The following is a 14,431-nucleotide window of genomic DNA, read 5'->3' as shown; positions in this document are numbered from 1 at the left end:
GGCGTTGAGTACTTCCGGCCCCTTGCTGGTTCCAGTACGGTTGAGGCATGACACTTAGACCGTTCTTGATGTTCACGGGCCAGGCTGAAGAGGCCATGAACTTCTACGTTGAGGCCTTCCCCGATGCCGAAATCCTCACCATGGACCGCTATGGAGCAGAGGAGCCCGACCGGGAAGGTACCGTGAAAACGGCAAGCTTTCGGATCGCCGACCAGACACTGCTCTGCATCGACAGCCCGGACGTGCACGCCTTTGGATTCACCCCTTCGGTCTCATTCTTTTTTGACTGCCCCGACGAAGCATCCCTCGACGCGCTGTTTGACCTGCTGTCTAACCAGGGGCAGGTCATGATGCCACCGGGTGAGTACCCTTTCGCCAAGAAGTACGCCTGGCTCAGCGACCGGTTTGGCGTGTCCTGGCAGTTGAGCGTCTCAGCCCGGTAAGGGCGTCAGGCGTGATCACGGCAGATCCCGGCCCGCTACCGCTTCCCGAACTTCTTGTGAACTGCCTGCTTGCTCACACCCAGGCACAAGGCAATCGCTTCCCAGGAAAGGCCTGCGGCACGGGCACGCGCCACCATTTCCGACTCCATGCGTGCCAGTTGCTTGCGGGATTCCGCCACGGCGTACAACGCCTCGACCGGGCCCATTCCGTCCATGTTTCCCACTAGTGTTTTCATGACCACCACCCTCAAAAGTCAACTTTAGTTGACCCTGTCGGGCACGTCAATGAATGTTGACGTTACCGGCTGCGGGAACGGACTGTACAGGATCCGTCGCGGTCCGGACCTGCCGCCCAAGTGCCGGCCCCTGTCCATGAAACCGGCCTTGCGGTACGCGTGCTGCCCGGCTACATTGCGCTCATCGACGCTCAACACCACCCCGAGCGCAGGCAGTTGCAGTTCGGCAACCAGGCTGTGAGCAAGTTCGACGGCGGCCATGGTCGCCTCGGTGCCGTACCCCAGACCCTGCGCGCGGCGGTCAATAAGGAATCCCCGCAAGAGAACGGCGCTGTCATCATCGGGCCAGCTTGTGTCAGTGGCCGCGCCGACGTGCAGAATGCCCATGCCGACAACCTTGAGTACCGGCCCCGGCACGATGATGGCGAAGAGATGGCGCCGGGGATCATCCAGGGCTTTTTCGGCCATGGGCCACGGTTCACCGACAAATCCTTCTTGATCCGGCGCCAGTTCCAGTGCGGAAATTCCAGCCAGCAAAGTGGAGCGGGCCGGCTCCGACGCCTGCTCGACGGGCACGAGGGTCACGGAGGTAGAAATCTTCACGGAATAGAGCCTATGGCACGGCAAAGGGGGTTCGACCAGCCACGCCGCCCGCTGCGGAACCCTGAACTTATGCGCACCAACCGCCATGAGTGGTGCGCCCTGATGCCTAGACGCGCCAGTAGCGGTGAACAGTACGCATGAGCATGGCTGCCGGTCCGCCGGCGCACCAGTCGACAGCTGTAGCTGGGAACGCGCTGCGGCGTCGGGAAAAACACCCCGGAAGGTGCTGCGGCGTTCGCCTTGACCAGGACCGGCGGCGGCTAGAAGATGGACCAGCCCGTGCGGGCCGTGAACTCGTCCAACGCCGCGATGCCGGCCACCGAGTTGCCGTTGGGGCCCAGCGCCGGACCCCACACCGTGATGGAGCAACGCCCGGGCACGATGGCGACGATGCCGCCGCCCACACCGCTCTTGCCGGGCAGGCCCACGCGGTAGGCGAACTCCCCGGCAGCGTCGTATGTTCCGCAGGTGAGCATCACGGCGTTCACGCGCTTGCTCTGGTTGGGGCTCAGGAACGGCGTGCCGCCGGCCGCGACGCCGTGACGGGCCAGGAAAAGTGAGGCCTTGGCCAGGTCTTCGCAGCTCAAGGCGAGGGCGCATTGCTTGAAATAGCTGTCCAGCACATCGTCCACGGAGTTTTCAAGGTTTCCGTAGCTGGCCAGCAGGTGCGCCATGGACGCGTTGCGGTGCCCGTGGTCGGCCTCCGAGGCTGCCACCACTGCATCGATGTCCACGGAGGGGTTGCCGGACTCAAGGCGGAGCAGTCCCCGAATGGAGGCGGAGGCGTCCCCCGTCAGCGTCAGCAGCCTGTCGGTGACCACGAGGGCGCCGGCATTGATGAACGGGTTTCGTGGAATGCCGTAATCCGCCTCGAGCTGGATCATGGAGTTGAACGGCGTGCCGGAGGGCTCCCGGAAAACACGCTTCCAAATCGAGTCGTAGTCGTACGACATGACCAGGGCCAGCGAAAACACCTTCGAGATGCTTTGGATGGAGAAGGACTCCTGCCAGTCCCCTGCCCCGTAAACTTCCCCATCAGCCATGGCAACACAGATGCCAAATTTCTCCGGGGAGACCTCGCCGAGGCTGGGAATATAGGAGGCAACGTCACCCCCGCGGCACAGCGGCGCCACGTGCTCCGTGATCTCCTCAAGCACCTCCTGCAAATCTTTCACCTGCGCTCCCATCTTTTGAAACGGCGTCGTACACTAAATTCCATTAAGCACTTGTTGGACCAAAAAGGCCGAAAAATGGCCAAATCAGTCCAACAAGTGCGTAATAGATCCGGTTGAAGCGCTAGAGCACCTTCGCCAGGAACTCCTGCAGGCGGGGCTGCTGGGCATTGGAGAAGATGGCCTCGGGGCTGCCTTCCTCACAAATGTACCCGGCGTCCATGAAGATGACGCGGTCGGCGACCTCGCGGGCGAAGCCCATCTCGTGCGTGACAACCACCATGGTCATGCCCTCGGCGGCGAGGTCGCGGATGACCTGGAGGACCTCGCCCACCATTTCGGGGTCAAGGGCGCTGGTGGCCTCGTCGAAGAGCATGATGTCGGGGTTCATGGCCAGCGCACGGGCAATCGCCACACGCTGCTTCTGCCCGCCGGAGAGCGAGGCGGGGCGCGCATCAGCCTTCTCGGCCAGGCCGACGCGGCGCAACAGGTCCATGGCCTGGGCACGGGCGCCCGCCTTGTCGGACTTCTTCAGCTCCACGGGTGCCAGCATGATGTTCTGGATGACGGTCATGTGCGGGAACAGGTTGAAGTGCTGAAAGACCATGCCAATGTTTTGGCGGACAGCGTTCAGGTCGGCCTTGGGATCCGTCAGGTCAAAGCCGTTGACGGTGACGGTGCCGCCGGAGATGTCCTCGAGCTTGTTCAGGCAGCGCAGGAACGTTGATTTTCCCGAACCCGACGGGCCAATAACGCAGACCACCTCGCCCTCGGCAATGTCAACGTCGAGCCCCTTGAGCACCTCGTTGGCCCCAAATGACTTCTTCAGGCCACGGACAGCAATTTTCACGTTCGTCTCGCTCATTTGTTGAACTTCCTGTCAAGGACGTTGGACAGCTGGGTCAGGATGGAGATCACGATGAAGTACAGCGCCGCCACGATCAGCAGGGTTTCACCTGTACGGAAGTTGGACGCGTAGATCTGCTGTCCCTGGTAGGTCAGTTCCGCGAAGCCGATGACGGCCAGGAGGGAGGTGTCCTTCAAGGTGATGACGAATTGGTTGATGAACGACGGCGTCATGATCTTCACCGCTTGCGGCACCACTACACGGCGCATCGAGGTGACGTAGCCCAGGCCGAGGCTGCGGCTGGCTTCCAGCTGGCCGGGATCCACTGACTGGATGCCACCGCGGACGATCTCCGTCATGTAGGCGCCGGCGTTAAGACTCAACGTGATGACACCGGCGGTGAGCACGTCCAGCGGCTGGCCCGTCATCTGCGGCAGGCCGAAGTAGAAGAAGAACGCCTGGACCAGCAGCGGGGTGCCGCGGAAGATCGCCACATAGGTGGTGGCGATGCCGCGCATGATCCTGCTTTCGGAGACCTTGAAGAAGCCGAAGAGGACACCGAGCACCAGTGCGATGGCCAGTGACAGCACGGTGGCCACCATGGTCAGCCAGAGGCCCTTCATGAGTGCCGGGAAGCTGTCCTTGACGAGCTGGAAGAAGCTGCCCTGCTCCTGCACCTCGGTCTTGGCCAGGTACTTGTCCAGGATCGCATCGTACTCGCCGTTCGCCTTCAGATTGGCCAGGCCGGTGTCGAACGCTGCCAAAAGGTCCGCGTTGGCGCCCTTGTTGACGGCGAAACCGTAGGAGCTGCCCTGCTCCTTCTCCGTGACGATCTTCAGCCCGTTGTTCTGGCTGACACCGTAGGCAAGCACCGGGTAGTCATCGAACACGGCCACAGAATTGCCGGCCTTGACGTCGTCGTACATGGTGGCGGAATCGGCGAGGGCCTTGACCTTGAAGCCGTACTTGTCCTTGATGGAGTTGGCGAAGGTCTCGCCCTCGCTGCCGCGCTTGGCGGTGACGGTCTTGCCGCGGAGGTCCTCGTAGGACTTGATGTCCTGGTTGTTCTTGGCAACGGCCATCTGCACGCCGGAGTCAAAGTACGGTGCCGAGAAGTCGAAGATCTTCTTGCGCTCATCCGTGATGGACATGCCGGCGATGACGCCCGCCACCTGGTTCGACTGCAGCGCCTGCAGCGCAGCGTCGAAGCCGAGTGACTTGATGTCAACCTTGAAGCCCTGGTCGTCGGCGATGGCGTGCAGCAGGTCCATGTCGATGCCCACAAGTTCGCCGCTGCCGTCGCGGAACTCAAAGGGGGCGAAGGTGGTGTCGGTGGCAACGGCGAAGGTCTTGCCCTTGACGTCGGCCGACTGCATGGTCGCCGCGACGGGGGCGGCAGGCGCACTCAACGCCGAGGCGCCGCCGATCCCCAAGAACATGATGGCAACAGTAAAAAAGGCGGCGAGGGCAGCAAAGATGCCGCCTCTGCGCCGCCGTATGGGTGAGTGCCTGCGCATATATTTTCCCTTACAACGTCTGATTCGTCCGTGTCCAGGCGAATGAAGTACCCCCAAGACGTTACAGCCTTAAGGACCATCAGGCGAGACGAAATGGTCATCCGGAAACTAAATCGTCCCTTCGGACGTACCCGTTCCGCCGGGTCCGGCCCTGATTTCGCATAGGCTGTTTGTGGTCCAGGTTACCCTGCCGGGTCCGGCCCTCCCTGCCGAAAGCAGTCCATGAACAGACCCCACGTGATCTTCATTTGTGTCGACGAGTGGCGCGGTGACTGCCTCGGCGCGGCAGGGCACCCTTTTGTGCAGACCCCGCACCTGGATGAGCTGGCGTCCAGGGGGCCCGCTTCCGCCACCCCCACCTGCGTCCCTGCCCGGGTTGCCTTGTTTATCGGCCAGTCCCAGGAGCGCCATGGCCGGGTGGGTTATGAGGAAGGCGTGAAGTTCGACGACGTCGATCCCGTCACGCTGCAGGGAGAGTTCCGCCGCGCCGGCTACCAGACCCAGGCCATCGGCAAGCTGCATGTGTATCCGGAGCGCTCCCGGGTGGGCTTTGACGACGTCGTGCTGCATGACGGTTTCTTGCACTATGCCCGGAAGGAACACCGCCGCGACTACAAGTTCTTTGACGACTTCGTGCCGTGGCTGCGCCGCCAGCCCGGGGTTACGGCGGATGAGGAGCATTTCGACCACGGGGCCGGGTGCAATTCCACCGTGGCAAGGCCGTGGGACAAGGCCGAGCGGCTGCACCCGACGTCGTGGACCGGATCGCAGGCCGTTGAGTGGCTGTACCGGCTCGACCCCCCCCGCCCCTTCTCCCTGTACCTTTCCTTCCACCGCCCGCACCCGCCCTACGATCCCCCGGCCTGGGCACTGGAGAGTATCTCGACCTGCCGGCTTCTGAGCGCCGACTCGGCGATTGGGAACACCATTACGAATCGGTGCGCACCAACGGCAACCACCAGCTGGCGTTCGGCACCCTCGCCCCCGCAGTGACGCACCGTGCACGGGCAGGCTATTACGGGTTGATGACCCAGATCGATCTGCAGCTCATGCGCGTCTTTGAGGCACTGAATGAGTTTGGCCTGGCCGAGGACACAGTTATTGCTTTTACCTCCGACCACGGCGAGATGCTGGGCGACCATGATTTCTACCGCAAGGCGGTGGGCTATGAGGGCTCGGCCCGGGTGCCTTTCATGGTGGCGCCGGCCCCCCACGACACCGTCGCGCTGCGCGGGACCGTGGTGGATGAGGTGGTGGAACTGCGCGACATCATGCCCACCCTGCTGGAGTTGGCCGGCGTGCCGGTGCCCGAAACGTGCGACGGGAAGTCGCTGGTGAGGTTCCTGCGGGAGGTGCCGGCCGCCGTCGAGCATCCCGCAGGAGAGCATCCGGCCAAGGCGCACTCCGCCGATGCGCTGGAGCCGTGGCGGGAATGGCTGCACGGCGAGCACGTGTACTTTGGCCAGTCGCTGCAGTGGGTCACGGACGGGTGTGTGAAGTACTTGTGGGCGTCTGGCTGGGGCACCGAGGAACTCTTCGACTTGGACGCCGATCGCGGGGAACTGCACAACCTCGCCCCCCTTGCCCGCACGTGCCGATTTGTTGGCGCTGTGGAAGGGCCGACTGATCCCCACCCCTGCCAACCCTCGCTCAGATAAGGGGCGATTCCGGTCAACCCTCGCTCAGATACGGGGCGATTCCGGCCAACCCTCGCTCTCTCCCACCCTAACGACGACGGGGATGTGCCGAGCAGTGCGCGAACGTTTCAAAATAGTGCCCCAGATGTGCGCGAGCGTTCCCAAAAAGGCACCCACAACTGCAGGAGCGTTGGGAAAGGGGAAGGGGTTAGCCGTAGAACAGGCGCTCGAAGACTGCCCGGGCGCGGCGGGTCAGGCCCAAGTAGTCCTCTTCAAAGGCGGCGGCGTTGCCTGGTTCGTAGCCGCACCATCTGGCCACCGCCTCCAGATCACGCCGCGCGGACGGCAAAAGGTCCGACGACTTGCCCGTCCACATCACATTGGCGTTGCGGATGCGGCTGGCCAGGCGCCAGGCCGCTTCCAGGATGGCGGCGTCCTCGACGTCCACGAGGCCCAACCGTGTGGCGGCATGCAGGGCCGGCAGTGTTTGCGTGGTTTGCAGTTCCGGGTGGTTGCGGGCGTGCTGCAGCTGCAGCAGCTGCACGAGCCATTCGACGTCGCTGAGCCCGCCGCGGCCCAGCTTCACGTGCCGGGCCGGATCTGCCCCGCGGGGCAGCCGTTCGGACTCCATACGGGCCTTGATGCGTTTGATCTCCCGCAGGTCGGCCTCGGCAAGGGTCGCGGGATAGCGGATGGGATCGGCCATGGCGATGAAGGCTTCGGCCAGGGCATCCGCACCGGCCATGGGCCGGGCCCGCAACAGGGCCTGCGCCTCCCAGGCCGAGGACCAGCGCTGGTAATACTCGCGGTACGCGTCCAAGGAACGGACGAGCGGGCCGTTGCGTCCCTCGGGGCGCAGGTCCGCGTCAACACTGAGCACCCGTTCGGCCTGGATGGCAGGCTTCAAGGGGGCCGTCAGCAACGCCGTCAGTCTTTGCACGATGGCCTTGGCCTGCTGCGTGGCCAGCCCCTGATCTGCCTCGGCCAGCCCGGCAACCGGCTGCTGCACAAACAACACGTCAGCGTCGGAGCCGTAGCCAATTTCGCGTCCGCCCTGCCGTCCCATCGCCACCACCAGCACCCGGGTCAACGGCGCATCCCCCGCATAAATCTCATTCTCCGCCACCAACAAGGCGCCAAGGACGGCCGCCCTGTCGGTGTCACTCAACGCCAGCGCCACCTCGTCCTGGTCCAGCAGACCGCAGGAATCCGCGATGGCAATGCGCAGGATCTCGCGCTGGCGCAGCAGCCGGATCAGGCGGATGGCCTCTCCACTTGATTTGTGGCGGGACAATTTGGACTGGATTTCCGCCCATTGGGCATCGAAGCTTTGCGGCACCAGCTCCTTTGAGTTCCCCAGCCAGGCTGTTGCTTCCGGGGACACCGCCAGCAAATCGGCCACGAGGGACGAGCTGGACAGCAGGTGGCACAGCCGTTCGGCAGCGGCCTGGTGGTCGCGCAGCATGCCCAGGTACCAGTGCGAGGTTCCCAGCGCATCGCTCACACGGCGAAAGGCGAGCAATCCGGCGTCGGGGTCAACGCCGTCGGCCAGCCAGCCCAGCAGCACCGGCAGGAGCTGGCGTTGCAGGGCGGCACGCCGGCTGATCCCGGCGGTGAGGGCCTCAATGTGCCTGACCGCACCCGCCGCATCACGGTAGCCCAGCGCGGCAAGGCGTGCTTTGGCGGCATCGGTGGTCAGCGCGGCATCCTCGGCGCTGAGGTTGGCGGCGGTGGCCAGGATGGGCCGGTAGAAGATGTGTTCATGCAGTGAGCTGACGGAGCGCTTGACCTTGGCCCAGTCCGCCAGCAGGGAATCGGCGCTGGGCCGCTTGACGTTCAGGGGCCCGGTCACCGAACGTGCCAAGGCCCGCAACTGCTGCGGATCACTGGGCATGGTGTGTGTCCGGCGCAACTGCACCAGCTGGATCCGGTGTTCCAAAACCCGCAGGTACGTGTAGTGGTTGAGCAGCAGTGCAGCATCCGTGCGCCCGATGTAACCGCCCTTCGTCAGGGCGTCGATGGCCGCCGTCGTGGCACGGGTGCGGATGCCGGGGTCGGTCTTGCCGTGGACCAGTTGCAGCAGCTGCACGGTGAATTCAACATCCCGCAACCCGCCCTTGCCGAGCTTGATCTGCCGGTCGGCATCGGCGTCGGGAATGTTGGCCGCCACCCGACGGCGCATGGCCTGCACGGCCTCCACGAAGCCGTCACGTTCCGACGATGCCCAAATCAGCGGGGCGACGGCCTCCTCGAAGGCGGCACCCAGCGCGGCATCACCGGCGACGGCCCGGGCCTTCAACAAGGCCTGGAATTCCCATCTTTGCGCCCACCGGTGATAGTAGGCCAGGTAGGAATCCAGGGTCCGCACCAGGGGCCCGTCCTTGCCTTCGGGGCGCAGGTTGGCATCGACCTCCCACAGCCCGGGCTCGCGCTCGGGGGCATAAATGGTACGGGAAATGGCCCCTGCCAGGGCGTTGCCCACCCTGACCGCGGCAGCCTCGTCCAGGCCCGCACCGAACGGCCCGGGGGCACCGGAAAGTCCATTGGCAGCCGTGGCGGAACCAGGCGTCCCCCGGGAGCCGGACGGATCAGCGGTACCGGACGGCCCGGCGTCGTACCGGTGCGCCACAACATACATGACGTCCACATCCGAAATGTAGTTCAGCTCCCGCGCCCCGCACTTGCCCATGGCGATGACGGCGAAGTCCAGTGCCGCCACCTTCTCCGCACCCATCGCGGCACCCACCTCGGTGCGGGCAACGGCCAGCGCGGCTTCCAGTGCCGCCGCCGCCAAGTCCGCCAATTCGGCCCCGACCAGCGGCATGGCCTCCTGCGGTGACGCGGCCGCCAGATCCCGGATCACCAGCTCGCACAGATGCCTGCGGTACCTGGTGCGCAGGGCTATCCGGGCGGCCTTGCCCTGCATGCTTGAGGCCGGGATGGCCGACGCCGGGTCCGCACCCACCGCACGCAGCAGCGAGTTGCGCAGCACCTCACCATCGGTGGGAACCGGTTCGGGGGAAGGAACGGCGTCGAGCACGTCCAGATGCTCCGGATGGCGCATGAGGAAGTCTGCCAGCGCTTCGGAGGCGCCCAGCAGCCGAAAGAGCGATTCGTTCACGACCCGCCGGCCCGTGTCCGGATCAAGCACGTGCAACTTGTCGTAGCTTTCCGGAACGGCGCACAGCAGCCTGACCAGGGATTGCAGGGCCATGTCGGGGTTGTCGGCCAGGGCCAGCGCATCAAGCAACTGCGTTTGATCAAGACCGAGCCTCTCGAGGTTGGCCAGCTCGGGGAAGCCCAGGAACCTCTCACACATTTCTAGGTCGGAAAAGCCCCGGGAGATCAAGATGCGGGTGAGTGAACTCATGGTGGTCTTTAGAGCACTCCCAAGTAGCGGTTGATTTCGTAGGGGGTGACCTGGAGGCGGTACTCCTGCCATTCCTCCCGCTTGTTGCGCAGGAAGTTTTCAAAGACCTGCTCGCCCAGGATTTGGGGCATGAGCTCCGACTCTTCCATTTGGCGCACGGCATCGTGCAGGCTGGAGGGTAGCGGGTCGTGGCCCAGTGCCCGGCGTTCGGCGTTAGTCAGCGCACTGATGTCCTCGACGGCGGCCGGCGGCAGTTCGTACCCTTCCTCGATCCCCTTCAATCCGGCACCCAGCAGCACCGCGTAGGCCAGATACGGGTTGGCGGCCGAGTCGATGCCGCGGTATTCAATTCTTGAAGCCTGGCCCTTGCCTGGCTTGTACAGCGGCACACGCACCAGGGCGGAACGGTTGTTGTGCCCCCAGGAGACGTAGCTGGGGGCCTCTCCCCCGCCCCACAGGCGCTTGTAGGAGTTCACAAACTGGTTCGTCACGGCCGTGAATTCCGGGGCGTGCTTGAGAATGCCGGCCATGAACTGCCGCGCCGTCGTGGACAGCTGATATTCGGCGCCGGGCTCGTGGAAGGCATTGCTGTCACCTTCAAACAAGGAAAAGTGGGTGTGCATGCCGGATCCCGGGTGTGCGGAGAACGGCTTGGGCATGAACGTGGCGTAGGTGCCCTGCTGGATGGCAACCTCACGGATCACGGTGCGGAACGTCATGATGTTGTCGGCCGTGGCCAGGGCGTCGGCGTAGCGCAGGTCAATTTCGTTTTGCCCGGGCCCGCCCTCGTGGTGGCTGAACTCGACGGAAATTCCCACATCCTCCAGCATGGTCACGGCCGTGCGCCGGAAGTCCTGGGCCACCCCGCCCGGGACGTGGTCAAAGTAGCCGGCCTGGTCCACGGGCACGGGGATGCCGTCGGGTCCGGGCGTATCGCTCTTGAGCAGGTAAAACTCAATTTCGGGGTGCGTGTAGCAGGTGAAGCCCATGTCGGCGGCCTTGGCCAGGGTCCGTTTGAGAACGTTGCGCGGATCGGCTGCGGAGGGTTCGCCGTCGGGCGTCAACACATCACAAAACATGCGGGAGGTCTGCTCGGATTTGCCGTTGCCGCGCCAGGGCAGGATCTGGAACGTCGAGGGGTCCGGCTGGGCCAGCATGTCGGACTCAAAGATCCGTGCCAGTCCCTCAATGGCCGAGCCGTCAAAGCCCAGACCCTCCTCGAAGGCACCCTCAACTTCGGCAGGCGCCAGGGCAACGGATTTCAGCGAGCCCACGACATCGGTAAACCACAAGCGCACAAACCGTACGTCGCGCTCTTCAATGGTGCGCAACACAAATTCCTGTTGACGGTTCACGTAGCTGCCTCTTTTCTAATGACGCCCGCACACCATCGATGGCCGAGTGGCTGCGGGCAGCTAAGTTCCTGCAGTGTTCACTCTACTAAGGACTACACCGCACCGGGGGCAAATCGCGTGCGGGGCCGTAACGGCGCAAAGTCGTAATAAGCTGGTGCCATGGCACCCACAAACACCCCTGAATCCCCCGTGTCCGCGCAGGACGCGCCTTCCAGCGAACCGGCCCTCGCCGCAGAGCTGCCGGCACCCTACGGTGCCCCGGCCGCAACCGGCGTTCCGGCCAAGGCCACGAAGGTCCGCACCCACCATTTGCAGGCGGCCAAGCGTGCCGGCGAGAAGTTCGCCATGCTCACCGCCTACGACCAGTACACGGCGCAAATTTTTGATGAGGCAGGCATCGAGGTGCTCCTGGTGGGCGATTCGGCCTCCAACAATGTCCTGGGCAATGAGACCTCCCTGCCGATCACCCTGGATGAGATGATCGTCTTCTCCCGCGCCGTCACCAACGGTGCCACGCGCGCCCTGGTCGTCGCCGACCTGCCCTTCGGCAGTTACGAACAGTCACCGGAGCAGGCCATCGCCTCATCGGTACGGCTTATGAAGGAGGGCCTGGTCCACGCCGTCAAGATGGAGGGCGGCGCCTACTACGCACCCACCGTCCGTGCCCTGACCCAGGCCGGCATTCCCGTCATGGCGCACATTGGTTTCACCCCACAGGCCGAGCACGTGCTGGGCGGCTACCGGGTCCAGGGCCGCGGTGAGCTGGCTCAGACAATGATTGACGACGCCGTTGCGCTGGTTGACGCCGGAGCGTTCTGTGTGCTGATGGAAATGGTTCCGGCCGACACGGCTGCCGCCGTGGACGCCGCCATTGCCGTGCCCACCGTGGGCATTGGCGCCGGCAACTCCACCACCGGACAGGTGCTGGTGTGGCAGGACATGGCCGGGCTGCGCACCGGAAAGATGGCGAAGTTCGTCAAGCAGTACGCACAGTTGAGCACCGTTCTTGCCGATGCTGCCAAGGAATACGCCGACGAGGTCCGCTCAGGTACGTTCCCGGGTCCCGAGCACACCTTCTAAAGCCCACTCCCTCAAACTGTGTGGCAGTTATTTGACGAAAACCATGACGAAAACCGCGCCAGAAAGCGCTGTCCAATCGTGCTGTCCAGTCGAGTAACTGCCACATGGATTATGGGGATGCGGCGTGGGAGTGCTGCGGCAGGATGGCCTGGTGAGACTATTCGTCGTCGTCCTCGTCATAAGCGTCAGCAGCCTCGTTGCGCGCACGCACCTTGTCGAGCGCTTCTTCGGCCTGCTCACGGCTCTCGTACGGGCCGATCAGGGACTGCCAGCCCGACTGGGCATCCTTTTCAACCTCTTGGGTTTCCACGTTGTACCAGTACTGCGCCATGTTTTTCTCCTTGGAACCGTGCGCAACGCATGTTGCCTTAGTCATCATCTTAGGCTCAGCCACCACGGCACCGGCGGAACCCTGCGGCTCGGAAAAACTTATAGGATGGATGCATGTCTTCCTCAGCACCTACGGCCCCCATCGGCACGCTTGTTCCCGGCACCATCAGCCCGCAACTGCCTGTTCCCGTCTCAATTCCGCGCCCCGAATATGTGGGCAAGGCCGGTCCGGCACCGTTCAAGGGCTCGGAGGTCAAGGACGCCGAGACGTTGGAGAAGATCCGCATCGCCGCCAAAATCGCCGCTCAGGCCATCGTCGAAGTGGGCAGGCACATTGTCCCCGGCGTCACCACGGATGAGCTGGACCGCATCGGGCACGAATTCCTGCTGGATCACCAGTCCTACCCGTCAACGCTGGGCTACCGCGGCTTCCCAAAGTCGCTGTGCTCCTCCATCAACGAGGTCATCTGCCACGGCATCCCCGACACCACCGTCGTTGCGGACGGGGACATTATCAACATCGACATCACGGCCTTCAAAAACGGCGTCCACGGGGACACGAACTGGACATTCTGTGTAGGCGACGTTGATGAGGGGTCCCGCCTGCTGGTGGAACGCACCCAGGAGTCGTTGCGCCGGGCCATCCGCGCCGTTGCTCCGGGCCGTGAAATCAATGTCATCGGCCGCACGATCGAGTCCTACGCCAAGCGTTTTGGCTACGGCGTGGTGCGCGACTTTACCGGCCACGGCGTCGGCGAGGCGTTCCACACCGGGCTGATTATTCCGCATTATGACGCCGCCCCCGCGTACAACACTGTGCTGGAGGAGGGAATGGTGTTTACCATTGAACCCATGCTGACCCTCGGCACCATCGATTGGGACATGTGGGCCGACGACTGGACAGTTGTCACCCGTGACCGCAAGCGGACAGCACAGTTTGAACACACCATGGTGGTCACCGCCACCGGCGCCGAAGTGCTGACGCTGCCGTAACGTCCCTTGTCCTTTCGCCATTGAACCACTTCTAATTTTTGGAGCCTGCATGTCTAAGAAGCACTCATCAGCCGCAACAGTGATCGGCATTGATATTGGTGGCACCGGCATCAAGGGTGGCATTGTTGAGCTGAAAACTGGCGAGGTCCTGGGTGAGCGCTACCGCATTGACACCCCATCACCCTCCACCCCGGAGGCTGTGGCCAAGGTTGTCAAGGCCATCGTTGATGAACTCTCCACCCGGTCCCACGCACCCGGTCCGGACGCCCCCGTCGGCATCACCTTTCCGGCCATCATCTCCCACGGCATCTCACTCTCGGCAGCGAACGTGGACCAGTCATGGATTGATGCCAACGTTGATGAGATCTTCACCAAGGAGCTTGGCCGCGACGTCCAGGTCATGAACGACGCCGACGCAGCCGGACTTGCCGAGGCCCGTTACGGCGCCGGCAGGGGCGTCAAGGGCACCGTCCTTGTCATCACGCTCGGTACCGGCATCGGCTCGGCCTTCATCCATGACGGCGTGCTCATACCAAACGTTGAGCTGGGCCACCTGGAACTTGACGGCTTTGACGCCGAGACGAAGGCATCCGCCAGCGCCCGCGAACGCGATAACCTGACCTGGGACGAATACGCTGTCCGGTTGCAACGCTATTTCTCGCATGTCGAGTTCCTGTTCTCTCCCGAGCTGTTCATCATCGGCGGCGGCATTTCCAAGCGCAGCGAGGACTACCTCCCACAGCTGAAGCTGCGCACCGAGATCATTCCGGCCGAACTGGCCAACAATGCTGGAATCGTCGGTGGCGCCCTGCAGGCAGCCATCCACTTCAAGCTGACGAAGTAGTAGT

Annotated in this window: 14 protein-coding genes; 6 read left to right on the top strand and 8 right to left on the bottom strand. The window is 63.7% G+C overall.

Annotated features, from left to right (window positions below):
* Positions 1–47: 47 nt before the first annotated feature.
* Positions 48–443, top strand: coding sequence for a VOC family protein (locus art_RS00700; protein WP_038461880.1), 396 nt, complete (start codon positions 48–50; stop codon positions 441–443).
* Between the two features lie 35 nt (positions 444–478).
* On the opposite strand, the gene art_RS00695 is transcribed toward art_RS00700, so the two are convergent.
* The 5 genes from art_RS00695 to art_RS00675 form a co-directional block, all read right to left on the bottom strand.
* Complete coding sequence (locus art_RS00695) at positions 479–679, bottom strand: hypothetical protein (RefSeq protein ID WP_038461878.1); 201 nt, start codon at positions 677–679, stop codon at positions 479–481.
* Positions 680–703: 24 nt separating this feature from the next.
* A complete protein-coding gene (locus tag art_RS00690; RefSeq protein WP_052135848.1) occupies positions 704–1,282 on the bottom strand; it encodes a GNAT family N-acetyltransferase in 579 nt (192 codons plus the stop codon).
* A 260-nt stretch (positions 1,283–1,542) separates the two neighbouring features.
* Entirely contained in the window at positions 1,543–2,457 is a 915-nt protein-coding gene (locus tag art_RS00685) for a glutaminase (protein WP_253901426.1), read from the bottom strand.
* Positions 2,458–2,578: 121 nt separating this feature from the next.
* Positions 2,579–3,319, bottom strand: coding sequence for an amino acid ABC transporter ATP-binding protein (locus art_RS00680; protein ID WP_038461873.1), 741 nt, complete (start codon positions 3,317–3,319; stop codon positions 2,579–2,581).
* Positions 3,316–4,818: an amino acid ABC transporter substrate-binding protein/permease gene (locus tag art_RS00675; RefSeq protein ID WP_082000031.1), complete on the bottom strand. Its 1,503-nt coding sequence runs from the start codon at positions 4,816–4,818 to the stop codon at positions 3,316–3,318. Before art_RS00675 ends, art_RS00680 begins: the two co-directional genes overlap by 4 nt.
* A gap of 222 nt (positions 4,819–5,040) precedes the next feature.
* Here art_RS00675 and art_RS22750 point away from each other — a divergent pair, with 222 nt between their 5' ends.
* Together art_RS22750 and art_RS22745 are read left to right on the top strand one after the other, a co-directional pair.
* Positions 5,041–5,811 (top strand): sulfatase-like hydrolase/transferase, encoded by a 771-nt coding sequence (locus art_RS22750; protein ID WP_253901425.1) that lies wholly within the window; start codon positions 5,041–5,043, stop codon positions 5,809–5,811.
* Positions 5,757–6,476 carry a sulfatase-like hydrolase/transferase gene (locus art_RS22745; RefSeq protein ID WP_052135846.1) on the top strand — a complete coding sequence of 240 codons (720 nt, stop codon included), beginning with the start codon at positions 5,757–5,759 and terminating at the stop codon, positions 6,474–6,476. The genes art_RS22750 and art_RS22745 overlap by 55 nt, the downstream gene beginning before the upstream one ends.
* 187 nt (positions 6,477–6,663) lie before the next feature.
* On the opposite strand, the gene art_RS00665 is transcribed toward art_RS22745, so the two are convergent.
* Positions 6,664–9,825 (bottom strand): bifunctional [glutamine synthetase] adenylyltransferase/[glutamine synthetase]-adenylyl-L-tyrosine phosphorylase, encoded by a 3,162-nt coding sequence (locus tag art_RS00665; protein ID WP_038461871.1) that lies wholly within the window; start codon positions 9,823–9,825, stop codon positions 6,664–6,666.
* A gap of 8 nt (positions 9,826–9,833) precedes the next feature.
* Positions 9,834–11,180 (bottom strand): type I glutamate--ammonia ligase, encoded by a 1,347-nt coding sequence (gene glnA / locus art_RS00660; RefSeq protein ID WP_038461869.1) that lies wholly within the window; start codon positions 11,178–11,180, stop codon positions 9,834–9,836.
* Positions 11,181–11,339: 159 nt separating this feature from the next.
* Here glnA and panB point away from each other — a divergent pair, with 159 nt between their 5' ends.
* Entirely contained in the window at positions 11,340–12,260 is a 921-nt protein-coding gene (panB, locus tag art_RS00655) for a 3-methyl-2-oxobutanoate hydroxymethyltransferase (RefSeq protein ID WP_038461866.1), read from the top strand.
* Positions 12,261–12,417: 157 nt separating this feature from the next.
* On the opposite strand, the gene art_RS21960 is transcribed toward panB, so the two are convergent.
* A complete protein-coding gene (locus art_RS21960; protein WP_157875067.1) occupies positions 12,418–12,591 on the bottom strand; it encodes an SPOR domain-containing protein in 174 nt (57 codons plus the stop codon).
* 113 nt (positions 12,592–12,704) lie between these two features.
* Between art_RS21960 and map the strand changes: the two genes are divergently transcribed.
* Entirely contained in the window at positions 12,705–13,583 is an 879-nt protein-coding gene (map, locus tag art_RS00650; RefSeq protein WP_038461863.1) for a type I methionyl aminopeptidase, read from the top strand.
* 49 nt (positions 13,584–13,632) lie between these two features.
* Positions 13,633–14,427 (top strand): polyphosphate--glucose phosphotransferase, encoded by a 795-nt coding sequence (gene ppgK / locus art_RS00645; RefSeq protein WP_038461860.1) that lies wholly within the window; start codon positions 13,633–13,635, stop codon positions 14,425–14,427.
* The last annotated feature ends 4 nt before the right edge of the window (positions 14,428–14,431 follow it).

It is taken from the genome of Arthrobacter sp. PAMC 25486 (assembly GCF_000785535.1).
Taxonomy (GTDB): Bacteria; Actinomycetota; Actinomycetes; order Actinomycetales; family Micrococcaceae; genus Specibacter.
The sequence above is the reverse complement of the archived record's forward strand: the minus strand, read 5'-3'. Positions and strand labels throughout refer to the sequence as shown.